The sequence below is a fragment of the Streptomyces sp. NPDC003248 genome (assembly GCF_055563235.1).
This window is the reverse complement of record NZ_JBVHDT010000015.1, coordinates 55,532-80,583: the sequence shown is the minus strand read 5'-3', so window position 1 is coordinate 80,583 and position 25,052 is coordinate 55,532. Positions and strand designations below refer to the sequence as shown.

General features: G+C 74.5%; 21 protein-coding genes. 11 read left to right on the top strand and 10 right to left on the bottom strand.

All coding sequences use genetic code 11. From position 1 onward, the window contains the following. Positions 1-14: 14 nt before the first annotated feature. Together ACZ3KJ_RS28750 and ACZ3KJ_RS28745 are read right to left on the bottom strand one after the other, a co-directional pair. Positions 15-776, bottom strand: a complete 762-nt coding sequence (locus ACZ3KJ_RS28750) for a class I SAM-dependent methyltransferase (protein ID WP_467531202.1) — start codon at positions 774-776, stop codon at positions 15-17. Between the two features lie 41 nt (positions 777-817). Next, positions 818-1,123 (bottom strand): 4a-hydroxytetrahydrobiopterin dehydratase, encoded by a 306-nt coding sequence (locus tag ACZ3KJ_RS28745; protein ID WP_467531200.1) that lies wholly within the window; start codon positions 1,121-1,123, stop codon positions 818-820. 177 nt (positions 1,124-1,300) lie between these two features. Between ACZ3KJ_RS28745 and ACZ3KJ_RS28740 the strand changes: the two genes are divergently transcribed. The 7 genes from ACZ3KJ_RS28740 to narI all read left to right on the top strand — a co-directional run bounded on the left by ACZ3KJ_RS28740 (position 1,301) and on the right by narI (position 10,621). Then, positions 1,301-2,152 (top strand): helix-turn-helix domain-containing protein, encoded by an 852-nt coding sequence (locus tag ACZ3KJ_RS28740; RefSeq protein WP_467531199.1) that lies wholly within the window; start codon positions 1,301-1,303, stop codon positions 2,150-2,152. Positions 2,153-2,262: 110 nt separating this feature from the next. Then, positions 2,263-3,126 carry a helix-turn-helix domain-containing protein gene (locus tag ACZ3KJ_RS28735; protein WP_467531197.1) on the top strand — a complete coding sequence of 288 codons (864 nt, stop codon included), beginning with the start codon at positions 2,263-2,265 and terminating at the stop codon, positions 3,124-3,126. Positions 3,127-3,169: 43 nt separating this feature from the next. Further along, positions 3,170-3,988, top strand: a complete 819-nt coding sequence (locus ACZ3KJ_RS28730) for an SAM-dependent methyltransferase (RefSeq protein ID WP_467531195.1) — start codon at positions 3,170-3,172, stop codon at positions 3,986-3,988. Positions 3,989-4,117: 129 nt separating this feature from the next. Continuing rightward, positions 4,118-7,813: a nitrate reductase subunit alpha gene (locus ACZ3KJ_RS28725; protein WP_467531193.1), complete on the top strand. Its 3,696-nt coding sequence runs from the start codon at positions 4,118-4,120 to the stop codon at positions 7,811-7,813. Further along, positions 7,813-9,408 (top strand): nitrate reductase subunit beta, encoded by a 1,596-nt coding sequence (gene narH / locus ACZ3KJ_RS28720; protein ID WP_467531192.1) that lies wholly within the window; start codon positions 7,813-7,815, stop codon positions 9,406-9,408. Before ACZ3KJ_RS28725 ends, narH begins: the two co-directional genes overlap by 1 nt. Then, positions 9,408-9,902 (top strand): nitrate reductase molybdenum cofactor assembly chaperone, encoded by a 495-nt coding sequence (gene narJ / locus ACZ3KJ_RS28715; protein WP_467531190.1) that lies wholly within the window; start codon positions 9,408-9,410, stop codon positions 9,900-9,902. Before narH ends, narJ begins: the two co-directional genes overlap by 1 nt. After that, positions 9,899-10,621 carry a respiratory nitrate reductase subunit gamma gene (narI, locus tag ACZ3KJ_RS28710; RefSeq protein WP_467531189.1) on the top strand — a complete coding sequence of 241 codons (723 nt, stop codon included), beginning with the start codon at positions 9,899-9,901 and terminating at the stop codon, positions 10,619-10,621. The genes narJ and narI overlap by 4 nt, the downstream gene beginning before the upstream one ends. Positions 10,622-10,651: 30 nt before the next feature. Here narI and dnaK read toward each other — a convergent pair whose 3' ends face one another. After that, positions 10,652-12,532: a molecular chaperone DnaK gene (gene dnaK / locus ACZ3KJ_RS28705; RefSeq protein WP_467531188.1), complete on the bottom strand. Its 1,881-nt coding sequence runs from the start codon at positions 12,530-12,532 to the stop codon at positions 10,652-10,654. Between the two features lie 156 nt (positions 12,533-12,688). Continuing rightward, positions 12,689-13,117: an OsmC family protein gene (locus tag ACZ3KJ_RS28700; protein WP_389514620.1), complete on the bottom strand. Its 429-nt coding sequence runs from the start codon at positions 13,115-13,117 to the stop codon at positions 12,689-12,691. Between the two features lie 257 nt (positions 13,118-13,374). Between ACZ3KJ_RS28700 and ACZ3KJ_RS28695 the strand changes: the two genes are divergently transcribed. Then, positions 13,375-13,929 carry a hypothetical protein gene (locus ACZ3KJ_RS28695; protein ID WP_467531186.1) on the top strand — a complete coding sequence of 185 codons (555 nt, stop codon included), beginning with the start codon at positions 13,375-13,377 and terminating at the stop codon, positions 13,927-13,929. 6 nt (positions 13,930-13,935) lie between these two features. Here ACZ3KJ_RS28695 and ACZ3KJ_RS28690 read toward each other — a convergent pair whose 3' ends face one another. Both ACZ3KJ_RS28690 and ACZ3KJ_RS28685 read right to left on the bottom strand, forming a co-directional pair. Next, positions 13,936-16,023 (bottom strand): phage holin family protein, encoded by a 2,088-nt coding sequence (locus tag ACZ3KJ_RS28690; RefSeq protein ID WP_467531184.1) that lies wholly within the window; start codon positions 16,021-16,023, stop codon positions 13,936-13,938. An 84-nt stretch (positions 16,024-16,107) separates the two neighbouring features. After that, positions 16,108-16,509 carry a hypothetical protein gene (locus ACZ3KJ_RS28685; protein WP_467531182.1) on the bottom strand — a complete coding sequence of 134 codons (402 nt, stop codon included), beginning with the start codon at positions 16,507-16,509 and terminating at the stop codon, positions 16,108-16,110. Between the two features lie 84 nt (positions 16,510-16,593). Here ACZ3KJ_RS28685 and ACZ3KJ_RS28680 point away from each other — a divergent pair, with 84 nt between their 5' ends. Beyond that, complete coding sequence (locus tag ACZ3KJ_RS28680; RefSeq protein ID WP_467531180.1) at positions 16,594-17,367, top strand: MBL fold metallo-hydrolase; 774 nt, start codon at positions 16,594-16,596, stop codon at positions 17,365-17,367. Between the two features lie 20 nt (positions 17,368-17,387). Beyond that, positions 17,388-18,014 carry a DedA family protein gene (locus tag ACZ3KJ_RS28675; RefSeq protein ID WP_467531319.1) on the top strand — a complete coding sequence of 209 codons (627 nt, stop codon included), beginning with the start codon at positions 17,388-17,390 and terminating at the stop codon, positions 18,012-18,014. A gap of 38 nt (positions 18,015-18,052) precedes the next feature. Here the strand turns inward: ACZ3KJ_RS28675 and ACZ3KJ_RS28670 are convergent, their stop codons facing one another. The 4 genes from ACZ3KJ_RS28670 to ACZ3KJ_RS28655 form a co-directional block, all read right to left on the bottom strand. Then, positions 18,053-19,186 carry an MBL fold metallo-hydrolase gene (locus ACZ3KJ_RS28670; RefSeq protein ID WP_467531178.1) on the bottom strand — a complete coding sequence of 378 codons (1,134 nt, stop codon included), beginning with the start codon at positions 19,184-19,186 and terminating at the stop codon, positions 18,053-18,055. Beyond that, positions 19,183-20,430: an aminotransferase class I/II-fold pyridoxal phosphate-dependent enzyme gene (locus ACZ3KJ_RS28665; protein WP_467531177.1), complete on the bottom strand. Its 1,248-nt coding sequence runs from the start codon at positions 20,428-20,430 to the stop codon at positions 19,183-19,185. The genes ACZ3KJ_RS28670 and ACZ3KJ_RS28665 overlap by 4 nt, the downstream gene beginning before the upstream one ends. Positions 20,431-20,660: 230 nt before the next feature. Then, positions 20,661-21,845: a hypothetical protein gene (locus ACZ3KJ_RS28660; RefSeq protein WP_467531175.1), complete on the bottom strand. Its 1,185-nt coding sequence runs from the start codon at positions 21,843-21,845 to the stop codon at positions 20,661-20,663. A 193-nt stretch (positions 21,846-22,038) separates the two neighbouring features. Continuing rightward, on the bottom strand, positions 22,039-22,833 hold the full coding sequence (locus ACZ3KJ_RS28655; RefSeq protein WP_467531173.1) for an RNA polymerase sigma factor SigF: 795 nt from the start codon (positions 22,831-22,833) through the stop codon (positions 22,039-22,041). Between the two features lie 334 nt (positions 22,834-23,167). On the opposite strand from ACZ3KJ_RS28655, the gene ACZ3KJ_RS28650 reads away from it, so the two are divergent. Further along, a complete protein-coding gene (locus ACZ3KJ_RS28650) occupies positions 23,168-24,973 on the top strand; it encodes a thiamine pyrophosphate-requiring protein (RefSeq protein WP_467531171.1) in 1,806 nt (601 codons plus the stop codon). Positions 24,974-25,052: the final 79 nt, after the last annotated feature.

Genomic DNA, 25,052 nt, shown 5'->3' with positions numbered 1-25,052 from the left:
GCCGGGCGCCGGGGTCAGGCCTCGTCCGGTGGCGCGGCCGGTTTGCGGAACGCGCGGAGGGTGAACACGGGGTCCGGGCGGGGGCGGTCCTGGTCGGGCAGCCGGGCCAGCCGCTCGGCGAAACGGTCCGCCAGCGGCTCCCCGGGCGGCAGCGTGACGAACCAGCCGCGCCGCAGGTCGGCGACCGTACGGCGCGGCGAGCGGCCCTGCCCCCGGCCGGGGAAGCGGGCCCGCCCGGCCGGGACCAGGCCGCACGCGACGGCGTGGGACTCGACGCGGGACGCCTCGTCGCGGGCGGCCCGGGGCGGCCGGGAGGCGAGGACGGCGTCGATGTCGCTGCCGACGTTGTGCGCGGCGGCCTTGTCGACCGTGGTGACCCAGACACCGCCGGGCCGCAGCACCCGGGCGCACTCGCCGACGATCCGGCGCACGTCCGCGTCGCCCTCCGGCAGGTGCAGCAGCCAGACACTGCTGACCGCGTCGAACACGTCGGCGCGGAAGGGCAGTCGGCGGCCGTCGGAGCGGACGACGGCGCCGGGCAGGCGGACGGCGGCCTGGCGGACCATCTCGGACGCCAGGTCGACGCCGGTCACCCGCAGGCCGTCGCGTCCGGCCGCCAGCCTGCGGGTGACGATGCCCGTGCCGCAGGCGACGTCGAGCAGGCTGCGGGCCGGGGCCGGGACCAGGCCGAGGACGGCCTCCGCGGCGGCGGCCGCCCGGGGCTCGCCGCCGCGGGAGGCGTCGTAGCGTCCGGCTTCCTCGTCGTAGTCCAGCACGCCCGCTCCCCGTCTCCGCTCCGTCCGGTCCGCCGCGCGGGTCAGTGGGCCCCGTGGCCCGGGGCGAGGTCCTCCACCCGGCGGGCGAGCTGGAAGTCGAGCTCGGTGACGGCGCCGCCCGCGCTGTGCGTGTGCACGGCGACGGACACCGTGCGGTAGCCGAGGGTGAGGTCGGAGTGGTGGTCGAGCTCCTCCTGGACCTGCGCCACGTGGACGACCAGGGCGGCGGCGGCGAAGTGGGAGGCGAGCCGGTAGGCGCGGGTGAGGCGGCCGGCGTCGTAGGACCAGCCGGGCAGCTCGGCCAGCCGGTCCTCGATCTCCTTCTGCGACAGCGGTTCCACGGCCATGCGCCGGCTCCCTTCATGGGTGTCGCGTACCTGCCCAGCCTGCCACAGGAGAGGCGTGGCGGCCCTGGTCAGGGCGTTCCCGGACGGCCGGCGGGCCACGCCTGCCCGTCGGCGCCGTGGCCGGGCCGGCCCGTACGCCTCGTGCGGGACGCCGCCCCTCGACTACGGTCGGACGGCATGACGACCGTCGCGACCGGCACCGGCTCCCCCGCCGCCTCCTCCGCCGACTCCCCCGCCGTCCCGTCCGCCCGGGGCGCGGGTCCGCTGCTGAGGGCCTGGCGGGAACGGCGGCGGCTCAGCCAGCTGGAGCTGGCCCTGCGCGCGGACTCCTCGGCCCGGCACATCAGCTTCGTCGAGACCGGCCGCTCCCGGCCCAGTGAGGAGATGGTGCTGCGGCTCGCCGAGCACCTCGACGTCCCCGTGCGCGAGCGCAACGCGCTGCTGCTGGCGGCGGGCTACGCCCCGCGCTACCGCGAGACCCCGTGGGACGACCCGGCGCTGCACGGGCTGCGCGCGGGCGTGGAGCGCCTGCTCCGGGGCTACGAGCCGTACCCGGCGCTGGTGGTGGACGCCCTGTACACCGTGCAGGCGGCCAACCGCGGGATCACCATGCTGCTGGAGGGCGTCGCCGAGTCCCTGCTCACGCCGCCGCTGAACGCGATGCGCCTGACCCTCCACCCGCGGGGCCTCGCGCCCCGCATCCGCAACCTGCCGCAGTGGCGGCGGCACCTGCTGGCCCAGATGGAGCGCCAGGTCGCCCTGCACCGCTCCGCCCCGTTGCGGGAGCTGTACGAGGAGGTCGCCGCCTACCCGGTGCCGGAGACCGCCGACCCGTGCGAACCGGACGGGCCGGTGCCGTACGTCGCGCTGCCGCTGCGGATCGAGCACGGGGGACGGACGCTGTCGTTCGTCTCCTCCATCTCCACGTTCAACACCCCCATGGACGTGACCGTCGCCGAACTGGCCATCGAGACGTTCCTCCCGGCCGACCCGGAGACGGTCGCGCACCTGCGCGCGCTGTCCGGCTGAGCCGCCGTCAGCCGCGCCGGGCCCCTGCTGTCCGGCCGTCGCCCCTGTGGAAGCGCCGCCGCGGCATGACACACTGTCCCGCGTGCCTCGACACGTAGGGGAGACGTGGCGTGAGTGAACGACGGCCCGCGCCCACAGTGGGCCAGGTGGTACTCGGCAGACGGCTCCAGGAGCTGCGCGAGGCGGCCGGGATCGGCCGTGACGAGGCGGCCCGCGCGCTGCGCGTGGCCCAGGCGACCGTGCGGCGCATGGAGACCGCCGAGGTCGCGCTGAAGATCCCGTACGTGCAGGTGCTGCTGGAGACGTACGGGGTGTCCGAGGAGGAGACCGCCGCGTTCGTCGCGCTCGCCGAGGAGGCGAACCGGCCCGGCTGGTGGCAGCGCTTCCACGACGTGCTCCCGGAGTGGTTCAGCCTGTACGTGAGCCTGGAGGGCGCGGCACGGATGATCCGCTCGTACGAACCGCACTTCGTGCCGGGCCTGTTGCAGACCGAGGCGTACGCGCGGGCCGTGCTGGAGGCCGGGACGGTCGGGCGGAGGAGCCCGGAGGCGATCGAGCGGCACGTGTCGCTGCGCATGGCCCGGCAGCGGCTGCTGGACGGCCCGAACCCGCCGCACCTGTGGGTGGTGATGGACGAGACCGTGCTGCGCCGCCCGGTGAGCGTCGACCCCTCGGTGATGTACGAGCAGTTCGACAAGCTGCTGGAGTTCGCCGACCGCGACCGGATCACGTTGCAGGTCGCCGAGCTGGCCGACGGCCCGCACCCGGGGACGTCCGCGCCGTTCTCGCTCTTCCGCTTCGCCGAGCCCGAGCTGCCGGACATGGTCGTCACCGAGTACCTGTCCGGCGCCCTGTACCTCGACTCGCGCAAGGAGGTCTCCCTGCACCTGGAGGTCCTCGACCACATGACGGCGCACGCCTCGTCGACACAGCGCACCGTCACGCTGCTGCGGGAGCTCCGCGGGAGCGTGTGAGCACGGCCGTCACCACCGACCCCACCACCAGGAGAAGACCCGCATGACCGGATCCGAGTCCGCAGCACCCGTCCGCGTCGACACCAGCAGGCCGCATCCGGCACGCGTGTACGACTGGTGGCTGGGCGGCAAGGACAACTACCCCGTGGACGAGCAGCTGGCCCGCCGGATCCTCGCCGTGGACGGCACGGTGGTGCGCGGGGCGCGCGCCAACCGCCGGTTCATGCACCGGGCCGTGCGGACCGTCGCCGAGGCCGGGGTGCGCCAGTTCCTGGACATCGGGACCGGCATCCCCACCGAGCCCAACCTGCACCAGGTGGCGCAGGGCGTGGCCCCGGAGTCGCGGGTGGTGTACGCGGACAACGACCCGATCGTGCTGCGGCACGCGGAGGCGCTGCTGCACGGTTCCCCCGAGGGGTCCACCCGGTACGTGCACGCCGACGTCCGCGACCTGGACACCCTGCTGGGCCGGGCGGCCGAGACCCTGGACCTCGGCCGGCCGGTCGCCCTGTCGCTGGTGGCGCTCACCCACTACCTGGACGACGACCCGGCCGGCGACGACGTGTACGGGCTGCTCCGGACGTACGTGGCGGCGCTCGCGCCGGGCAGTCACCTGATCCTGTCGCAGGTCACCCCCGATCTGAACCCGGAGGCCATCGCGAAGGCGGCGGACAGCTTCCGGCAGAGCGGCACCCCCTTCCACCCGCGCTCGCTGGCGGAGTTCTCCCGCTTCTTCGAGGGCCTGGAGCTGCTGGGCCCGGGCGTCATCCCGGTCTCCGGCTGGCGGCCGGAGCCGGAGGACGTGGCCGTCCAGGCCGAGGGCATCGTGCCGGTGTACGCGGGGGTCGCCCGCAAGCCCTGAGGCACCGGCACCGGGTGACCCCGCAGCCCTCGTAGCTCCGGCACCGGGTGACCCGTACGGGCGCCGTGAACGGGTGCGCTCCCGCGCCCGCCCCTAGGTTCGAGACACGGGGTGAGCAAGGGAGCGCACGTGACCGACACGCGGACACCGCCGACCGAGCCGGGCGCGGCCCTGCTGCGCCTCGGCCGGTTCTTCCGGCCCGGCACGACCGCCCCCGACCTGCACAGCATCGGGCTGGCCGGCGGCCGGGAGGCGGACGCGTTCTACCGGGACCGGTGGAGCCACGACAAGGTCGTGAACTCCACGCACGGCGTGAACTGCACCGGTTCCTGCCGCTGGAAGGTGTACGTCAAGGACGGCATCATCACCTGGGAGACCCAGGAGACGGACTATCCGTCGGTGGGCCCGGACCGGCCCGAGTACGAGCCCCGGGGCTGCCCGCGCGGCGCCGCGTTCTCCTGGTACACCTACTCGCCGACCCGGGTGCGCCACCCGTACGTGCGGGGCGTGCTGCTGGAGATGTACCGGGAGGCCAAGCGGCGGCTGCGGGACCCGGTGCTGGCCTGGGCGGACATCCAGAACGACCCCGGGCGCCGCCGCCGCTACCAGCGGGCGCGCGGCAAGGGCGGCATGGTGCGGGCGGACTGGGACGAGGCCGTGGAACTCGTCGCCGCCGCCCACGTCCACACCATCAAGGCGTACGGCCCCGACCGCATCGCCGGGTTCTCCCCCATCCCCGCGATGTCGATGGTCTCCCACGCGGCCGGCGCCCGCTTCCACGCGCTGATCGGCGCGCCGATGCTGTCGTTCTACGACTGGTACGCCGATCTGCCCGTCGCCTCCCCGCAGGTCTTCGGCGACCAGACGGACGTCCCGGAGTCGGGCGACTGGTGGGACGCGGCGTACCTGGTGATGTGGGGCTCGAACGTCCCGGTGACCCGCACCCCGGACGCGCACTGGATGGCGGAGGCCCGGTACCGCGGCCAGAAGGTCGTGGTCGTGGCGCCCGACTACGCCGACAACGCCAAGTTCGCCGACGAGTGGCTGCACCCGCACCCCGGCACGGACGGGGCGCTCGCGCTGGCGATGGGCCATGTGGTCCTCAAGGAGTTCTTCGTCGACCGCGAGACGCCGTTCTTCACGGAGTACGTGGAGCGGTTCACGGACCTGCCGTTCCTGGTGACGCTGACCGGGCGGGACGGCGCGTGGGTGCCGGCGAAGTTCCTGCGCGCCACCGGCCTCGGGGACGGCGAGGAGGGCGCCGAGTGGAAGACGGTCGTCCTGGACGGCGCGACCGGCCGGGCGGTGGTGCCGAACGGCTCCCTCGGCTTCCGCTGGACGGAGGCCGGCAAGGGCCGCTGGAACCTCGGCCTGGGGGACGTCCGGCCCCGGCTGAGCCTCTTCGGCCACGAGGGCGCCGAGGGCGTCGAGGTGCTGCTGCCCCGTTTCGACACCGAGGGCGGGGAGCACGGGCAGGGGCGCGGGGACGTCGTGCGGCGGGGGGTGCCGGCCGTGCGGCTCGGCGGTCCGGACGGTCCCCTGGTCACCACGGTCTTCGACCTGCTGCTCGCGCAGTACGGCGTGGGACGGCCCGGTCTGCCCGGCCGCTGGCCCGCGTCGTACGAGGACGCGGACGCCCCCGGCACCCCCGCCTGGCAGCAGGCGCACACCTCCGTCCCGGCGGCCGCCTGCGTGCGGATCGCCCGGGAGTTCGCGCGCACGGCGGAGCGGTCGAAGGGCCGCTGCATGATCCTGATGGGCGCCGGCACCAACCACTGGTTCCACTCCGAGACCATCTACCGCGCCTTCCTCGCCCTGCTCCAGTTGACGGGCTGCCAGGGCCGCAACGGGGGCGGCTGGGCGCACTACGTGGGCCAGGAGAAGTGCCGGCCGCTGACCGGCTGGGCGACGCTGGCCGCCGCCTCCGACTGGGCGCGCCCGCCCCGGCAGATGATCGGCACCGCGTACTGGTTCCTGCACACCGACCAGTGGCGCTACGACCGGTTCACGGCCGACGTGCTGGCCTCCCCGCTGGGCGAGGGGCGGCTGCGGGGCATGACGGCCGCGGACTGCGTCGCCCTGTCGGCGCGGGCGGGGTGGATGCCGTCGTACCCGACGTTCGACCGCAACCCGCTGGAGCTGGGCGAGGCGTCCGGCGACCCGGTGGCCGGGGCGGTGGCCGGGCTGCGCGCCGGGACGCTGCGGTTCGCCTGCGAGGACCCGGACGCGCCGGAGAACTGGCCGCGCGTGCTGACCCTGTGGCGGGCCAATCTGCTGGGCTCGTCGGCCAAGGGCGCCGAGTACTTCACCCGGCACCTGCTGGGCACGCACTCCTCGCTGCGCGCCGAGGAGGCGCCCGAGGCGGTGCGGCCCCGGGACGTGACCTGGCGGGAGGAGGCGCCCGAGGGCAAGCTCGACCTGCTGCTGTCGCTGGACTTCCGGCAGACCTCCTCCACGCTGCTGTCGGACGTGGTCCTGCCGGCGGCGACCTGGTACGAGAAGCACGACCTGTCGTCGACCGACCTGCACCCCTACGTGCACGCGTTCACCCCGGCCGTGGACCCGCCGTGGCAGGCGCGCACCGACTTCGAGACGTTCAAGGCGCTGGCGGAGCGGCTGAGCGAGCTGGCCGTGGACCATCTGGGCGTGCGCCGGGACCTGGTGGCGTCGCCGTTGCAGCACGACACCCCCGGGGAGACCGCCCAGCCCGGCGGGGTCGTCCGGGACTGGAGGCGCGGCGAGTGCGACCCGGTGCCGGGCAGGACGCTGCCGCACCTGACGGTCGTGGAGCGGGACTACACGGCGGTGGGCGCGAAGTTCGCGGCGCTGGGCCCGCTGGCGGAGGAGCTGGGCCTGGCCACCAAGGGCGTCACCCTGCGCCCGGACGAGGAGGTCGCGCGGCTGCGGGAGCTGAACGGCGCGGTGCGCGGCGGCCCGGCCGACGGACGCCCCCTGCTGGACACGGCGGTGAAGGCGGCGGACACGGTCCTCGCCCTGTCGGGCACGACCAACGGCCGCCTCGCCGTCCAGGGCTTCCGCACGCTGGCGGAGCGCACCGGACGGGACCTGGCCCACCTGGCCGCCGAGCACGAGGGCCGACGGGTCACGTACGCGGACACGCAGGCGGCGCCGGTGCCGGTGATCACGTCGCCGGAGTGGTCGGGCAGCGAGGCGGGCGGCCGCCGGTACACGGCGTTCACCCTCAACACCGAGCACGGCAAGCCGTGGCACACCCTCACCGGACGGCAGCACTTCTTCCTCGACCACGACTGGATCCACGAGCTGGGCGAGGCGCTCCCGGTGTACCGGCCGCCGCTGGACATGAACAGGCTGTTCGGCGAACCCCGCCTCGGTCCCGACGGCCACCGCGAGGTGACGGTCCGCTACCTCACGCCGCACAGCAAGTGGTCGATCCACTCCGAGTACCAGGACAACCTGTTCATGCTCTCCCTGTCCCGCGGCGGCCAGAACATCTGGATGTCCCCGCGGGACGCGGACGCCATCGGCGTGCGGGACGACGACTGGGTCGAGGCGGTCAACCGCAACGGGGTGGTCGTGGCCCGCGCGGTCGTCTCGCACCGCATGCCGGCCGGCACGGTGTACCTGCACCACGCGCCGGAGCGCACGGTGGGCGTCCCGCGCGCGGAGACGACCGGGATGCGCGGCGGGATCCACAACTCGCTCACCCGCCTCCTGCTCAAACCGACCCATCTCATCGGCGGCTACGCCCAGTTGTCCTGGGCGTTCAACTACCTGGGGCCGACCGGCAACCAGCGCGACGAGGTGACGGTGATCCGCCGCCGCGCCCAGGAGGTCGAGTACTGATGCGCCCGATGGCCCAGATCGCGATGGTGATGAACCTCGACAAGTGCATCGGCTGCCACACCTGCTCGGTCACCTGCAAGCAGACGTGGACCAACCGGCGCGGCATGGAGTACGTCTGGTTCAACAACGTCGAGACCCGCCCCGGCCAGGGGTACCCGCGCCGCTACGAGGACCAGGAGCGGTGGCGCGGCGGCTGGGAGCTGAACCGGCGCGGTGCGCTGCGGCCGAAGGCGGGCGGGCGGCTGCGCAAGCTCGCCGGGATCTTCGCCAACCCCAGGCTCCCGGAGATCAAGGACTACTACGAGCCCTGGACGTACGACTACCGCACCCTCACCGACGCCCCGCTCGGCGACGACTACCCCGTCGCGCGGCCCGTCTCCCAGCTGGACGGCAGGCCGATGGAGATCGAGTGGTCGTCGAACTGGGACGACGACCTCGGCGGCGCCCCCGCGTACGGCGAGCTGGACCCGATGGTCGAGCGCACCCGCCGGCAGGCCTCCGACAAGGTGCGGTTCGCCTACGAGCAGACGTTCATGTTCTACCTGCCGCGCATCTGCGAGCACTGCCTGAACCCGTCGTGCGTGGCGTCCTGTCCGTCCGGCGCGATGTACAAGCGCACCGAGGACGGCATCGTCCTGGTCGACCAGGACCGCTGCCGGGGCTGGCGGATGTGCGTGACCGGATGCCCGTACAAGAAGGTGTACTTCAACCACCGCACCGGCAAGGCGGAGAAGTGCACGCTGTGCTACCCGCGGCTGGAGGCGGGCCTGCCGACGGTCTGCTCGGAGACCTGCGTGGGGCGGCTGCGGTACCTGGGCGTGGTGCTGTACGACGCCGACAAGGTGACGGCCGCCGCGTCCGTCTCGGACGAACAGGACCTGTATCGCGCCCAGTTGGACGTGTTCCTGGACCCGGAGGACCCCGGCGTGCGGCGGGCCGCCGAGCGGGCGGGGATCCCGTACGACTGGCTGGAGGCGGCCCGCCGCTCCCCCGTGCACGCGCTGGTCTCCACGTACCGGGTGGCGCTGCCGCTGCACCCGGAGTACCGGACCCTGCCGATGGTCTGGTACATCCCGCCGCTGTCGCCGGTGGTGGACGCGCTGACGGAGACCGGCCACGACGGCGAGGACCTGGGCAACCTGTTCGGGGCGATCGACACGCTGCGCATCCCGCTGGAGTACCTGGCGGAGCTGTTCACCGCGGGCGACACCGCCCCGGTGCGGGCCTGTCTGGAGAAGCTCGCCGCGATGCGCTCCCACATGCGGGCGGTCAACCTCGGCGAGGAGCCCGACCCGGGCGTCGCGGCCGCCGTCGGCATGCGGCCCGAGGAGGTCGAGGACATGTACCGGCTGCTGGCGATCGCCAAGTACGACGAGCGGTACGTGATCCCCACCGCGGCCGTCGGCGACGCCCGGCGGCTGGAGGAGTCGGCGCTGCCCGACGCGTGCAGCCTCGACCACGACGGCGGCCCCGGCATGGGCGGCGACGGGCCGTTCGGGCAGGACTCCGGACGCAGGAGGCTGCCGCTGGTGCCGGTGGAGAACTTCCACATCCTGCGCAGACGGCAGACCGCGGACGACGAGAGGGAGGTCTGATGCCCGGTTTCGAGGTGCTCTACCAGGCGGCGGCGCTCTGCCTGACCTACCCGGACGACGACTTCCGGGCCCGGCTGCCGCTGCTGCGCGAGGCGGCCCCGCAGCTGCGGGGGTTCACCGACCACGCGGCCGTGACGCCGCAGCGGGACCTCCAGGCGCACTACGTGGAGGTCTTCGACTTCAAGAACCGGCACAGCCTGTACCTGAGCTGGTGGAGCGACGGCGACACCCGGCGGCGCGGGATGTCGCTGGTCCGGTTCAAGGACCTCTACCGCGCCCACGGCCTGGAGTTCACCGGGGAGGAACTGCCCGACTTCCTGCCCGCTGTCCTGGAGTTCACCTCGCGCACCGGCGACACCGGGCCGCTCGTCGAGCACCGCGACGCCCTGGAGCGGCTGCGCTCCCGGCTCACCGCCGCCGGCACGCCGTACGCGTGCGTGCTGGACGCGGTGTGCGCCACCCTGCCGCCCGCACCCGCCGGAGCCCGCCGATGACCTTCTTCCTCTGGGGCGTCCTGCCCTACGTCGCGTGCGCGCTCCTGGTCGCCGGGCTGGTGTGGCGGCACCGCTACGACCGGTTCGGCTGGACGACCCGGTCCTCCCAGGTGTACGAGTCGAAGCTGCTGAACATCGCCTCCCCGGTGTTCCACTACGGCATCCTGTTCGTCCTGGCCGGCCATCTGATCGGGCTGTTCGTGCCGGAGTCGTGGACGGACGCGCTCGGCGTGGACGAGCGGGCCTACCACCTGTTCTCGCTGTACGGCGGCACGGCGGCCGGGGCGCTCGCGGTCGCCGGGATCGCGGCCCTGGTCCACCGGCGCCGCACCAACGCGCCCGTGTTCCGCGCGACGACCGCCAACGACAAGCTCATGTACCTGGTGCTGCTCGCCGCGATCGTGCTGGGCATGGCCGCCAAGCTCGCCCACTCCTCCGGCACCGGCTACGACTACCGGACCAGCCTCGCGCCCTGGTCGCGCAGCCTGTTCACGCTCAGCCCGGACACCGGTGCGATGGCGGGCGTGCCGGTGCTGTACCGGGTGCACGCCGTGGCCGGCATGGTGCTGATCGCGCTGGTGCCGTACACCCGGCTGGTGCACATGTTCAGCGCGCCGGTGCAGTACCTGTTCCGCCCGTACGTCGTCTACCGCTCGCGCGACCCCGAGCGGCTGGGACCGCGCCCGGACCGGCGGGGCTGGGAGCGGACCGGGTCGTAGGAGCCGGGCTCCGGGCCTGCGGGCCGGCCGCTACGCGGCCGGGCCGCGGGCGTCCCGGCCGGTGTCCTTGTCGTCGTCGACGATCTCCGCGTCCACGACGGTGTCCTCGTCCCGGGGCGGGCCGCCGTCGTGCCCGGCGCCGTCGGCCGTCGGCTGCCGCTCGGCCTGCGCGTACATCGCCTGGCCCATGCGCTGGCTGACCGTGGCGAGCTTGTCGACGCCGTCGCGCAGGGCCGCCGTGTCGGCGTTCCGCTCCAGCAGGGCCTTCAGGTCGGCGGCGGCCGACTCGACCTCGGACCGGGTGTCGGCGGGGATGCGGTCGGTGTTGTCGCGGAGGAACTTCTCCGTCTGGTAGACGAGCTGCTCGGCCTGGTTGCGGGTCTCGGCCGCCTCCCGGCGCTTGCGGTCCTCCTCGGCGTACTGCTCGGCCTCCCGCATCATGCGGTCGATGTCGTCCTTCGGGAGCGCCGAGCCGCCGGTCACCGTCATCTTCTGCTCCCGGCCGGTGGCGAGGTCCTTCGCGGAGACGTGCATGATCCCGTTGGCGTCGATGTCGAAGGCCACCTCGATCTGCGGTACCCCGCGCGGGGCCGGCGGCAGGCCCGTCAGGTCGAAGACGCCGAGCTTCTTGTTGTACGCGGCGATCTCGCGTTCGCCCTGGTAGACCTGGATGCCGACCGAGGGCTGGTTGTCGGCGGCGGTGGTGAAGATCTCCGAACGGCGGGTGGGGATCGTGGTGTTGCGCTCGATCAGCTTCGTCATGATGCCGCCCTTGGTCTCGATGCCGAGGGACAGCGGGGTGACGTCGAGGAGCAGCACGTCCTTGACGTCGCCGCGCAGGACGCCCGCCTGGAGGGCGGCGCCGACCGCCACCACCTCGTCGGGGTTGACGCCCTTGTGCGGGTCCTTGCCGGTCAGCTCCCGCACCAGCTCCGTCACGGCGGGCATCCGGGTCGAGCCGCCGACGAGGATGACGTGGTCGATCGCGGACAGCTTCACGCCCGCGTCCTCGACGGCCTGGTGGAAGGGCCTGCGGCAGCGGTCCAGCAGGTCGGCCGTGAGCTCCTGGAACTGGGCGCGGGTCAGCTTCTCGTCGAGGTGGAGGGGGCCCTCGGCGGTGGCGGTGACGTAGGGGAGGTTGATCGTCGTCTCGGAGGAGCTGGACAGCTCGATCTTCGCCTTCTCGGCGCCCTCGCGCAGCCGTTGCAGCGCCATCCGGTCGGTGCCGAGGTCGATGCCGTACTGCCCCTTGAACCTCTTCACCAGGTGCTCGACGATCCGCTGGTCCCAGTCGTCCCCGCCGAGGTGGGTGTCGCCGTTGGTGGCCTTGACCTCGATGACGCCGTCGCCGATCTCCAGGAGGGAGACGTCGAAGGTGCCGCCGCCGAGATCGAAGACGAGGACGGTCTGCTCCTCGCCCCGGTCGAGGCCGTAGGCGAGGGCTGCGGCGGTGGGCTCGTTGATGATCCGCAGGACCTTCAGGCCGGCGATCTCCCCGGCCTCCTTCGTGGCCTGCCGCTGGGCGTCGTCGAAGTAGGCGGGCACCGTGATCACCGCGTCGGTGACGTCCTCGCCGAGGTAGGACTCGGCGTCCCGCTTCAGTTTCTGGAGGACGCGGGCGGACAGCTCCTGGGCGCGGTAACGGGTGCCGTCCACGTCGCCCCGGTCCGGGAAGCGCCAGTGCGCGTCGCCCATGTGGCGCTTGACCGAGCGGGCGGTGCGGTCGACGTTGGTCACGGCCTGCCGTTTGGCGACCTCGCCGACGAGCACCTCGCCGTTCTTGGCGAAGGCCACGACCGACGGGGTGGTCCTGGCGCCCTCCGCGTTGGCGATGACCGTGGGCTCGCCGCCCTCCAGGACGGCCACCACCGAGTTCGTGGTGCCGAGATCGACACCGACCGGACGTCCCATCGCCGTCCCCTTCCGCCAGGGAGCCCCGCGCTCCAGGACTTCCAGCACAAAACGTGCGGGGGCTCCTGTCAATGGGAGCGTGCGTGAACGGGACGGGGGTGCGGGACGCCCGTGACGGACGTCCCGCACCCCCGGGGGATGCCGTGCCGGACCGGCTCAGGCGAGCTTCGCCGACAGCGTGATCGGTACGGCCTTCAGGGCCTGGCTGACCGGGCAGTTGACCTTGGCGTCCTCGGCGGCGGCGACGAACGCCTCCTCGTCGAGGCCGGGCACGGTGCCCTCCACGGTCAGGTGGATGCCGGTGATGCCCTCACCCGGCTGGAAGGTGACGTCGGCCGAGGTGACGAGCTTGGTGGGCGGGTTGCCCGCGCCGGTGAGGGCGTGCGAGAAGGCCATCGAGAAGCAGCTGGAGTGGGCGGCCGCGATCAGCTCCTCGGGGCTGGTCTTCCCGTTGGCCTCCTGACTGCGGGCGGCCCAGGTCACGGGCTGCTCGCCGATGGCCCCGGAGGAGTCGAAGGCGATGACGCCGTTGCCCTCGGTCAGGCTGCCTTCCCAGACGGTGTGTGCGGAGCGCGTGGTGGCCACGGCGGGTTTCCTTTCCAAGACGGACGATGACGGCCGGGCGGTCCCGTCGCCGGGTGCCCGGCCCCATCCGATCACACCTCGGCCCGCCGCACGCCACGGACACCGGACGCGACGACGACGGATCACCGCCGACGACGATCACGGCCACCGACGGATCACAGCCGACGGAACTCCTGACGGGCACGGCGGCGAGGCCCTACAGTCGAACTCTTCCAAGTCCTCGGGGGATCGCGGGATTTGGTGGGGTCGCACTCGGTGTGCTGTACCTGCTCTACCGGGACTTCGTGCGCGACATCATCCGCAACCGGATGTTCCGCGCGCTCACCGCGACCCAGGCGACCGCGCTCTTCGGCGCCGTCATCGTGCTCACCTTCGCCGTCGCGCTCCTCGGAATCTTCGCCACGCTGGCCGAGAGCAAGGGCGTCCGGCAGTTCGTCGTGCTGGTCGGGATGCTTTCCAGTATCCAGAACGCCTCCGACTCCCGGTCCAGGTGCGAGGCCTCCAGCGCGCGTTCCGCCGCGTCCGGCTCACCGCGCTCCACATGCCTGCGGACGGTGGTCAGCGACCGTACCGCGCCGTCGGCGGGGGCGGGCCGTGCGCCGCCCCGGGTCCATCCGGGCCGCGAGGAAGAGCACGGCCAGCAGGAACAGCAGGAGCACGACAAGGTGACCCTGCGCAAGTTCATGTCGCTGGCCGACTCGCTGGGCACCATGGTCGCGTTCAGCGACTCCGCCGTGGGCGGCACCGCGCCCGCGGTCCAGGTCATGAACGCCTTCGGGCGGGTCCGCTCCGGCCACCGGGCCCGCCACTGAGTCTCCTCAGGCGGCGCGCTCCTCCCGGACCGTGCGCAGGGGGACCTGGGGGCCGTCGGACTCGCGCAGCCAGCGGCGCAGGACGCGGTGGACGTGCTCGGCGCCGATCAGGTCCTCGCCGTCGATGACCGGGGCGGACAGGGACAGCGGGGACAGCAGGAACGGCTTGGCCTGGGCGCCGCCCAGACCGCCGTGGGAGCCGATCTGCTCCTCGAAGGCGAGGACCTCGCCGTCCGCGGGATCGTGGAAGGAGTTGACCATGATGTCGGCGGCGTGCGGGAAGGAGTGCGTGCGCCGGACCGCCTCGGCGGCCCCGGGGCCGAACACGGCGAGCGGACCGGGTTCCTCGTCGAGCCGGTCCACGGGGATCTGCGCCCCGTGCGCGCCGAGCACCACACCGCCGTGCTCCTCGCTGCGGACGAGGAGGAAGCCTATGCCGGGGTGGTTGGCGAGCGTGGAGAGCAGGGCGGGGTGCCGGGCGTCGATCTCCTCCTTGCTCATCCGGTGCGGCACGTCGGGGAAGGAGACCAGGCCTAGGTTGCCGGAGGCCAGCACGACCGGCTCCGAGCGGCGGGACGGGCGGTGCTGCTCGGCGCCCTCCTCCACCGGCCGGCGCAGGGCCGCCCGGACCGCGGCGCGCGCCTCGGCGCCGCTGCGGGTGCGCTCCGCCCGGCGCGGCACGGGCAGCCCGCAGCCGGCCCGCACCAGATCGGCGAGGGTGAGGCCGTAGCGGGAGCGGAAGGTCTCGCCGGGGCTCTGGCCGTGGTCGGACAGGACGACGATCCGGTACGGCCGCGGCGCGTGCTCGGCGACCTTCTCGACGAGCGCCAGCGCCCGGTCGAGGCGGGTGAGGACCTGCTCGGCGTCGCGGCCGAGCGGGCCGGAGTGGTGGGCGACCTCGTCGTAGGCGACGAGGTCGGCGTAGACGGCGCTGCGGCCGGCGAGCATGTCGCCCGTCACGGCGGCGACCACGACGTCCCGTTCGACGACGGTGGCGAAGGCGCGGACGAAGGGGTAGAGCCCGCCGCGGGCGACGCGCGGGCGCTCCTTGCGCAGCCGGGCCCGGGTGGACTGGCCGATCTCGCGGACGACGTCCGCGACGAACGACAGGGCGGTGCGGACGGCGTTGGCGGGGTCGGAGAAGTACGCGAAGTAGCCGGCGCGGGAGCGGGTCGCGCGGGAGCGCCGGCGGGCCGCGATGGACAGCACCAGGGCCTGTTCGCCCGCGCCGCCGCCGAAGAGGTTGCCGCGGCTCGCGCCGTCGGCGGAGAGCAGTCCGCCGTCGCCGGTGCGCTCGACCGCGCGGCGCTGGAGTTCGGCGGCGCTGGTGGGACGGTTGCAGACCATCACCTCGCGGGTGTCCTTCTCGTACCAGCGGAAGGCGGGCACGTCGTGGTTGCTGCCGTGCAGGATGCCGAGCTGGCTCGCGCCGGTCTGGCTGGACCAGTCGGTGCGCCAGGGGGTGAGGCGGTGGGTGGGCCGGGCGGGCGGGCCCTGCCGCGGGCTGTGGCCGAGCCAGCGGGCGGCCGTCGGCATGAGCCCCTTGCCGACGGCGGTGAGGAGGACGTCGTGGCCGACGCCGTCGAGCTGGAGGAAGACGGTGCCGGGGGTGGCGGGGCAGGCCGGGCCGCCCCGGCGGCGGCGGTCGGCGAGGCGGTACAGGCGGTGCCGGTAGGCGTCGTCGTCGCGGACGGCCAGGGCGCCCCCGGTCGCGGAGGCCACGGCGGACATCACGGCGGCGACGATGACGGCGGTCTCGGGGGCCGCCTCGCTCTGCCCGGAGGGGTTCAGCCGCAGGGCGAGCAGGAGCAGCGAGCCGTTGAGGAAGAACACCAGCAGGCCCAGGACGAGGGCCGGCACGAGCAGCAGCAGGCGGACCAGGAGGGGCCACACCAGGGCCGACAGCAGGCCGAACACGCCCGCGCCGGCGGCCGCGGTGACGGCGATGGTGGTGGCGCTGTCGCCGTCGGGCGACTGGAGTCTGAAGTCCGGGAGGATCCCCGCGAGGACGAGCATCGTGACCGTGGACACCCCCCACACCGCGACGCTCCGCCCGGCCTGACCGACCGCCCGCCGCCAACGCCCCGCACCCACGCCCCGAACACCTCGCCATCCGGCCCCGTCACGCGCGGGGGCCGCCTCCACCCTGCCACACCGCCCCGGCCGTCCCGGGCGGGGTCAGCCTCCGTCGTACCCGGCGGTCGGCATGGACAGCCTGCGGTGCACCCGGGCCTTCATCTGCGCGTCGTAGGCGGGTTCCGCGCAGCCCACCGTCTCGACCCGCACCCCGCGCCGCGCGCACTCCTCGAGGAACTCCTCCACCGAGGACAGGGCGCTCTCCAGCACCCGCCGGCTGGGCGCGACGAACAGGTCGACGCCGGGCCGGACGCCGTCCCACAGCACGTCGTGGTCGGCCCGCAGGCCCCGCACGAGCAGTTCGCGGCTGACGGCGTAGCCGCGCTCCGCGGCCCACCGCGCGCACATCGCGTGCTGGCTGCGGGAGTCCACCAGGAAGGGATCGGCGTCCAGCTCCTCCAGCGGCGTCAGACTCGCGATCGCCGTGACCCGCACAGGTCCCATGGCGTCCCCCTCACCTCCGGGTTTCGCCGCCGACCCTACCCCTGCCCGTAGGCTTCGGGGGAGTCGCGCGAAGGAGGCAAAGAGGTGCCGGTGGAGGTCACCTGGTGGGGTCACGCCACCTGCACGGTCGAGGATTCGGACGTCCGTGTGCTCACCGATCCCCTGTTCGCCCGCAGGCTGGCGCATCTGCGCCGCCGCCGGGGTGCGCTGCCGCCGCCCGACGCCCGGCGCGCGGACGTGGCGCTCGTGTCGCACCTGCACTCCGACCATCTGCACGTGCCCTCGCTGGCGCGCCTCGCGCCGGGCACGCGCCTGCTGGTGCCCCGGGGCGCGCCGCGCGCCGTGCCCGGTCTGCGGCGCCTGACGCACCTGCGGCTGAGCGAGATGGCGCCGGGCGAGGAGACGTCCGTCGGTGACGTGCGGATACGGGCCGTGCCGGCGCTGCACGACGGACGGCGGCTGCCGGTGGGACCGCACCGCTGCCCCGCCCTCGGGTACGTCGTCGAGGGCGCGGCACGCACGTACTTCGCGGGCGACACGGGCCTGTTCGAGGACATGGCCGAGGAGGTCGGCCCGGTCGACGTGGCGCTGCTGCCGGTCGGCGGGTGGGGGCCGTACCTCGGGGAGGGGCACCTGGACGCCGGGCGCGCGGCCGAGGCGCTGGCCCGGCTGGCGCCGCGGAGCGCGGTACCGGTGCACTACGGCACGTACTGGCCCATCGGGCTGGACGCCGTGCGCCCCCATGAATTCCATGCGCCGGGTGACGAGTTCGTGCGCCGGGCGGCGCAGCGGGCGCCGGAGGTGGCCGTGCACCGGCTCGGGCACGGGGAGAGCGTGCGTCTGGAGGCCGCTTCGTGACGCCGTCGCCGTCGCTGTCGCTGTCGATATCGGCGTCGGTCGTCACCGTCATCCCCACGGAGTCCACGCAGCAGGCGCTGGGCTATCCGTCGCTGTTCCTGCTGGTGCTGATCGGCGCGCTGGTGCCGGTGGTGCCGACCGGGGCGCTGGTGAGTACGGCGGCCGTGGTCGCCTTCCACCAGACGGCGCCGTTCTCGCTGGCGCTGCTGTTCGTGACGGCGTCGCTGGCGGCCTTCCTGGGGGACGTGGCGCTGTACTGGCTCGGGCGGCGCGGGCTGACGTCGAAGAACGGCTCGCGCTGGCTGGAGGCGATCCGGTCGCGGGCGCCGGAGGAGCGCCTGGAACAGGCGCAGGCCAAACTCGCCGGCCACGGCACGGCGGTGCTGGTGCTGTCCCGGCTCGTGCCGGCGGGCCGGATACCGGTGATGCTGGCCTGCCTGCTGGCCGAGTGGCCGCTGCGCCGGTTCGCGCGGGGCAACCTGCCGGCCTGTCTGGCCTGGACGGTGACGTACCAGCTGATCGGCATCCTGGGCGGTTCGCTGTTCCCCGAGCCGTGGGAGGGCGTGGTCGCCGCGGTCGCGCTGACCGTGCTGGTCAGCGCGGCCCCGAGCGTCTGGCGCCGGGTCCGGAGGACGAAGGCGGCCTGAGGCGGGAGGGGGGATCAGCGGGTCCGGACGGGGATCGCCTAGTCCAGGATCCGGGAGCCTCCCACCGGCAGGTCCCACAGGTCCTCGCGGGGCCGTCCCGCCGCCTCCCAGGCGGCCCGCACCCGGGTGAGGGGTTCGAGGACCGGCTCGGCGGAGAGCACGAACGTCCCCCAGTGCATGGGGGCCATCCGGCGCGCCCCCAGGTCCCGCGCCGCCCGCACCGCCTCCTCCGGGTCGCAGTGGACGTCGCTGAGCCACCAGCGGGGGTCGTAGGCGCCGATCGGCAGCAGGGCGAGGTCGATGCCGGGATGACGCCGGCCGATGCGGGAGAACCAGTGGCCGTACCCGGTGTCGCCCGCGAAGTAGACGCGCCGGCCGTCGGGGGCGGTCAGCACCCAACCGCCCCACAGCGAGCGGCAGGTGTCGGTGAGGGTGCGCTTGGACCAGTGGTGGGCGGGGACGAAGTCGAAGCGGACGCCGGACAGTTCGGCCGCCTCCCACCAGTCGAGCTCGGTGACGCGGGTGAAGCGGCGCCGCCGGCACCAGCGGCCGAGCCCGGCCGGCACGAACAGGGGCGTGTCGCGCGGGAGCCGGCGCAGGGTGGGCGCGTCCAGATGGTCGTAGTGGTTGTGGCTGATGACGACCGCGTCGATGGGCGGCAGCGCCTCCCAGGGGACGCCGACGGGCGTGATGCGGGCCGGGGTGCCGAGGATCCGGCGGGACCAGACCGGGTCGGTCAGGACGGTCAGACCGCCGACGCGGACCACCCAACTGGCGTGTCCGGCCCAGGTGACGGCGACGGTGCGGGCGTCCACGCGGGGCAGCGGACCGGGCGCGACCGGCACCCGGGAGATGTCGGCGAGCCCCTCCTTCCCGGGGCGTACGGAGCCCTCGCGGGCGAACCGGGCGAGGGACTTGAGGCCGGGCAGCGGTGCGGTCAACCGGTCGTGGAAGGTGCGCGGCCACCTCCGCGGCTCCCCCAGTGGGCGCGGCTCGGCGAGCGGCGGGATGGGGGACGCCGGCGGGACGGTCCCCGGCGGGCCGGGCCTCACCGGGGCCGGGGGGCCGGCTTCCCGTACGGGAGCGGTCACCACGGTGCTGCTCGCGGTGGCGGTCGGACCCGTGGCCGTGGCACCCGGGGTGGTCGTGGTCGACTCGGACTGCTGCGTCATCGAGGAGGCTCCCATCGCTGAGCTTCGTCACGGAGATCGTCGAAGACCGACCTCAGGAGGGTCAACGCGCGTTGCACGTGGGGCAGTTCCCACGGGGTGGGCGACGTGAGGCAGCGCGCGCGCTCCGCGTCCGTGCCGCCCAGCAGGTCGCCGGTGGACAGCCGGACGCGCAGCGCCCCGAGGTCGTCCCCGAAGCGGTGTCCGCCCGGCGCGGGCATGCCGAGCCGGGCGGTGAGGAGGTCCTCCAGGTCCTGCGCGTCACCGACGCCCCGCGCGGACAGCGCAGGGCGCAGGGGCGCGAGGTCGACGTACAGGTGCCGGCCGGCCCGCGGCGGCAGGGCGAGGGCGCCCGCCGCCTCCACGGCTGCGTGCGCGGCGGCGGCCACGCGCGCGTGCAGGCGTACGGCGTCCCGCACGCGCGCGGTGAGGGGCTCCGGCTCGGTCAGGGCGTGGGCTGCGGCCGCGGCGACCGGCGCGGCGACGCGGGCGTCGAGGGCGGTGAGGACGTCGAGCACGCGCGCGTGGAGGGCGTCCCCGTCGGCCGTGCCGGGGAAGCGGGCGACGGCGGCCGGCCAGCCCGAGGGCAGCAGGGCGCCGGCGAGGTCGCTGACGACGGTGACCCGCTCGGGCAGCATCTCCGCGGGGCTGACCAGCACGGTGTCGTGCGGGGTGTGCAGGGTGTCGCGCCAGGTCTCGTCGCTGACGAGGTGCAGGCCCTCCTCGGCGGCGGCCTCCACGGCCTCGTGCAGCACCTCGGGCGGGGCGACGGTGGCGGTGGGGTCGTCGGCCACGGACAGCACCAGCAGCCGCGGGTCCCCGCCCTCCTCCCGGACCCGGCGCACGGTCTCCAGCAGGGCGAACGGGTCCGGAACGCCGCCGCACTCCGCGGGCGTCGCCACATGGAAGACGGGTCTGCCCAGCAGACGGGCGTCCGGCACCCACCAGGCCGCGCAGGGCCTCGGCACGAGGACGTCACCGCCGACGGCGGCGGTCAGCGCGAGCAGCAGCGCGGGGGCACCGGGGCCGACCACGACCCGCCGGGGGACGGTGGGCGTGCCGCGCCGCTCCCAGTAGCCGCAGGCGGCCTCCCGCAGGGCGGTCCCGCCGCCGACGGGTTCGCCTTCGGCGCGGGTGGCGGAGGCGGCGAGCACCTCGGCGAGGCCGGGCGGTACGGGCAGTCCGTCCGAGGGGAGCTGCGGGCCGTAGCGGACGGGCCCGTGCCCTCCCGGTTCCGTCCGCCGCATGAGGTCCTCCGCGCAGTCCGTCCCTGGTGCCCTGTGCTGTCGCCGGCCGGTGGGCGTCCCGCCCCTCGGCGCGGGGACCGTCCGCCGGTCCGCGTGCCGGGTGGTGCGTGAGGTCCCGTACGGGGCCGGCTGTGCTCTCGGGCTCTGAGTACCCCGCGGGGCGTCCCCCCATGACCGTCGGCCTGGGTCGCGCCGGTCACAGCGCGGCGCGGGGCGGCCCGCGCGCGGTGTCAGGCGTCCTCCCGCGGGCCGCGGCGGCACAGCCGGTGCCCGGCGGCGCCGAGCGCGCCGGCGATCAGCAGCCCTCCGGCGGCCAGCGCGGGCACGGAGACGCCGAACGCGCCGCCGGCCCCGGCCCGGACGCCGTGCTGGACGGAAGGGGGCCCGCAGGAGGGGTCGTCGTGGCCGCGCGGGCAGGAGGGGTCGTCGCCGGCACAGCCCTCGTCGTGGCCCTTCGCACAGGTTCCGTCAGATGCACACGAGGTGCCGTGCTCCGACGCCGCGCACGCCGCGCCGCCGTCGCACTCCGCGCCGCGGGCGGGGGCACACCCAGGCTCGTCACCGCTGTCACAGTCGGCGCCCTGGGCGGGGGCACACGGCGGCTCGCCGCTACTGTCGCAATCGGCGCCCTGCGACGGCGCGCACTCCGGTTTGCCGCCACTGTCGCATTCCGCGCCCTGGGCGGGGGCACACGCCGGCTGGCCGCCATTGTCGCAGTCGGCGCCCTGGGACGGCGCGCACCCCGCTTTGGCGCCGCTGTCGCAGTCGGCGCCCTGGGACGGGGCGCAGGCCGGCCCGGTGCCGCAGTCGCTGTCGCTGACGCTCTCCCGGTCCCCGGACGAGACGCAGGCCGGCCCGGTGCCGCAGTCGCTGTCGCTGTCCCTGTCCCGGTCCCCGGACGGACCGCAGGCCGGTTCGTCGCCGCAGTCGCTGTCGCTGTCGCCGTCCCTGTCCCCGGACGGGGTGCAGGCCGGTTCGTCGCCGCTCTCGGCACGGGTGACGTCGAGGGTGGCGCTCCACGGCGCGGGCTGCCCGCCGGGGGGTGCCGGGCAGGTGCCGTCGACGGTCCGGGCGGAGCCGGCGGAGGCCGTCTCCTCCGGCGCGTCGGGTGGGCCGGCGGGGGCGATCCGGGCGGTGCCGCGGTAGACGGGGCCGGTCGGCTCGTCGCCGCCGGGTATGAGGCTCAGCCGGACGGTGCCTTCGGTGAAGGCGTCCGAGGTGGCCTCCAGGGTGGCGGGGGCGGGAGCGCCGAGGGGGTCGCAGGTGACGGAGACGGAGACGGTGACGCTGCCGTCCGGGGCGGCCGTGGCCGGTCCCGTCCCGGCCGTCGGATCCGCGGAGACGGCCGGGGCGGCACCGGCCAGCACGGCACCGGCGAGGGCGGCGACGGACAGGACACGGGCGGTGCGGCGCATGGGGCGGCTCCTTCGGCCTGCGGCTGCGGGACACGACGTCCGTGCCCCACGGCCATGACAGCCCGCACCGCCCGCGGCCGCGCGCGGCCGCCCGCCATTGGCGGGAGAAGGGCCCGCCGACCGGGTGAGGTTCCGTGCGGAACCGTGGCGGACCCGTGTCCGTGTCCACGCCGCGTCGTCCACGCCGCGTCGTCTACGCCGCGTCCTTCAGGACCTGCTCCCGCAACCGGGCGCAGCAGCGGTTGATCAGCCGGGACACGTGCATCTGCGAGATGCCGAGCTGCTCGGCGATCCGGCTCTGCGTCATGTCCCCGAAGAACCGCAGGTAGAGGATGGTCCGCTCGCGCTCCGACAGCGCGGCGAGGCGCGGTTTCACGGCCTCCCGGTCGACCACCGTGTCGAGGGCGGGGTCGGCCTCCCCCAGCGCGTCGCCCAGGGAGCGGCCGGTGTCGCCGCCGGGCACCTCGGCGTCCAGGGACAGCGCGGTGAAGCTCTCCAGCGCCTCCAGCCCTTCCCGCACCTCCTCCTCGCTCAGCTGCGCGCACTCGGCGATCTCGGCGTCGGTGGGGCGGCGTCCGGGGACGGTCTGGGACAGGTCCTGGCAGGCGATCCGGACGCGGTTGCGCAGGTCCTGGACGCGGCGCGGGACGTGCAGCGTCCACAGGTGGTCCCGGAAGTGGCGCTTGATCTCCCCGCTGACGGTGGGGACGGCGTAGCTCTCGAAGGCGTGGCCGCGGTCGGGGTCGTAGCGGTCGACGGCCTTGACCAGGCCGAGTGCGGCGACCTGCCGCAGGTCCTCGTAGCTCTCGCCGCGGCTGCGGAAGCGTCCGGCGAGGCGGTCCGCCATCGGCAGCCAGGCCTCGACGATCTCGGCGCGCAGTGTCTCCCGCCGGGGGCCGGGCGGCAGGGCCGCGAGCCGGTGGAAGGCCCGGTCGGTGTCGGGGGCGTCGTCGTGCGGGTGGTGCCTCGCGCTCGCTCGGTTCGGCATGATGCGTAGCAACTCCCTGGGATGTGCTCTGTGGTGGCCGGTCGGCGCGGGAGCGCGCGACAGCGGCCGGACGGGCCTGCCGGGGGGCCGCGGCCTCGCGGTGGCCCCCGGACGTGCCTCCGGTCCGAAGCACTGGGTGTGCGCCTGCCCTGCGCCCCCACCCGCAAACACCGTCGGAGCCCCGTCCGCGCACACCGCCGAGGCCCCGCCCGCACACACCGCCGAGGCCCCGCCGCACACCGCCGAGGTTTTCCAGGGCCCGGCGGGGTGATCCGACAGGGGTCACGCCGTACGCCCCCCTGCCCTCGTTCCCGATGCCCGGGAGGTCCCGTCCATGAGCACCACGGTCTCCGACCACGTCCTGCGACGGCTGCGCGCTTGGGGCGTGGAGCAGGTCTTCGGCTACCCCGGCGACGGCATCAACGGCCTGCTCGCCGCCTGGGGCCGGGCCGACGACCAGCCGCGGTTCGTGCAGTCCCGGCACGAGGAGATGTCGGCGCTCCAGGCGGTCGGCTACGCCAAGTTCAGCGGCCGTCTCGGGGTGTGCGCGGCGACGTCCGGACCGGGCGCCGTCCACCTCCTGAACGGGCTGTACGACGCCAAGCTGGACCATGTGCCGGTGCTGGCGATCGTCGGCCAGACGCACCGCACCGCGATGGGCGGCTCCTACCAGCAGGAGGTCGACCTGCACACGCTGTTCCAGGACGTCACCGCGGGGTTCGTGGAGACGGTCACGGTCCCCGAGCAGCTGCCGAACGTGCTGGACCGGGCGATCCGCACCGCGTACGCGCGCCGCTGCCCGACCGCCGTCGTCATCCCCGGCGACGTCCAGGAACTGGACTACTCGGCCCCCACGCACGCGTTCCGGATGGTGCCCTCCAGCCTCGACCGGAGCGCGTGGACGACCGTCCCGTCGGAGGAGTCGCTGCGGCGGGCGGCGGAGATCCTCGACGCCGGGGACAAGGTGGCGATCCTGGTCGGCCAGGGCGCGGCCGGGGCGCGCGCGGAGGTGGAGCGGATCGCCGGACTGCTCGGCGCGGGCGTGGCCAAGGCGCTCCTCGGCAAGGACGTCGTCGGCGACGAACTCCCTTACGTCACCGGCTCGATCGGGCTGCTCGGCACCCGCCCGTCGTACGAGCTGATGCGGGACTGCGACACCCTGCTGACGATCGGCTCGTCGTTCCCGTACACGCAGTTCCTGCCGGAGTTCGGCAGGGCGCGCGGTGTCCAGATCGACCTCGATCCGCGCATGGTCGGGATGCGCTACCCGTACGAGGTGAACCTGGTCGGCGACGCCCGGGAGACGCTGCGCCGGCTGATCCCGATGCTGACGTCGGGCGAGGAGCGCGGCCGCGAGTGGTACGAGACGGTGTGCGACAACGTACGGCACTGGCGCGACGTGATGGAGCGGCGGGCGGAGCTGTCGGCCGACCCGGTCAACCCGGAGTACGTCGCCCGGGCACTGGACCGACTGCTGCCGGCCGACGCGATCGTCACCTGCGACTCGGGCTCGGTGGCGAACTGGTACGCGCGGCACCTGACGCTGCGGGCCGGGATGCGCGGCTCGCTGTCCGGGACGCTCGCGACGATGGGCTGCGCGGTGCCGTACGCGATCGGCGCGAAGTTCGCGCACCCGGACCGGCCGGTGATCGCGCTGGTCGGGGACGGGGCGATGCAGATGAACGGGCTCGCGGAGCTGATCACGGCGGCGAAGTACAAGGACCGCTGGCTGGACCGGCGGCTGGTCGTCGCCGTGTGGAACAACCGCGACCTCAACCAGGTCACCTGGGAGATGCGCGCCATGGGGGGCGCCCCGTCCTTCCTGCCCTCGCAGCGGCTCCCGGACGTGCGGTACGCGGAGTTCGCCCGCTCCCTGGGCCTGACCGGCGTACGCGTGGAGACGCCGGAGGACGTCGAGGCGGGCTGGCGGACGGCGCTGGAGGCGGACGGGCCGGCGGTCGTGGAGTTCCTCACCGACCCGGCCGTGCCGCCCGTCCCACCGCACGCGACCTGGGAGCAGATGGAGGCGACGGCCGCGTCGCTCCTCAGGGGCGACGCGGACCGGGGCTCGGTGATCAGGCAGGGCCTCAAGGCGAAGGCGCAGGAGTTCCTGCCGGGCGCGGGCCGGGAGAAGCGGTAGCCGTCCGTCGCCCCCCGTCCGGGGACGGGGGGCGACGGACGGGGACGGAAGCGGCGGACGGGGGCGGGGAACATCGGCG

What these genes read in the sequence shown, in the direction of transcription:
- ACZ3KJ_RS28745 (WP_467531200.1), bottom strand. Translation starts at nt 1,123, where the DNA reads ATGGCCGTGGAACCGCTGTCGCAGAAGGAGATCGAGGACCGGCTGGCC.
- ACZ3KJ_RS28740 (WP_467531199.1), top strand. Translation starts at nt 1,301, where the DNA reads ATGACGACCGTCGCGACCGGCACCGGCTCCCCCGCCGCCTCCTCCGCC.
- ACZ3KJ_RS28730 (WP_467531195.1), top strand. Translation starts at nt 3,170, where the DNA reads ATGACCGGATCCGAGTCCGCAGCACCCGTCCGCGTCGACACCAGCAGG.
- narH (WP_467531192.1), top strand. Translation starts at nt 7,813, where the DNA reads ATGCGCCCGATGGCCCAGATCGCGATGGTGATGAACCTCGACAAGTGC.
- narJ (WP_467531190.1), top strand. Translation starts at nt 9,408, where the DNA reads ATGCCCGGTTTCGAGGTGCTCTACCAGGCGGCGGCGCTCTGCCTGACC.
- narI (WP_467531189.1), top strand. Translation starts at nt 9,899, where the DNA reads ATGACCTTCTTCCTCTGGGGCGTCCTGCCCTACGTCGCGTGCGCGCTC.
- dnaK (WP_467531188.1), bottom strand. Translation starts at nt 12,532, where the DNA reads ATGGGACGTCCGGTCGGTGTCGATCTCGGCACCACGAACTCGGTGGTG.
- ACZ3KJ_RS28685 (WP_467531182.1), bottom strand. Translation starts at nt 16,509, where the DNA reads ATGGGACCTGTGCGGGTCACGGCGATCGCGAGTCTGACGCCGCTGGAG.
- ACZ3KJ_RS28670 (WP_467531178.1), bottom strand. Translation starts at nt 19,186, where the DNA reads ATGACGCAGCAGTCCGAGTCGACCACGACCACCCCGGGTGCCACGGCC.
- ACZ3KJ_RS28665 (WP_467531177.1), bottom strand. Translation starts at nt 20,430, where the DNA reads ATGCGGCGGACGGAACCGGGAGGGCACGGGCCCGTCCGCTACGGCCCG.
- ACZ3KJ_RS28660 (WP_467531175.1), bottom strand. Translation starts at nt 21,845, where the DNA reads ATGCGCCGCACCGCCCGTGTCCTGTCCGTCGCCGCCCTCGCCGGTGCC.
- ACZ3KJ_RS28655 (WP_467531173.1), bottom strand. Translation starts at nt 22,833, where the DNA reads ATGCCGAACCGAGCGAGCGCGAGGCACCACCCGCACGACGACGCCCCC.
- ACZ3KJ_RS28650 (WP_467531171.1), top strand. Translation starts at nt 23,168, where the DNA reads ATGAGCACCACGGTCTCCGACCACGTCCTGCGACGGCTGCGCGCTTGG.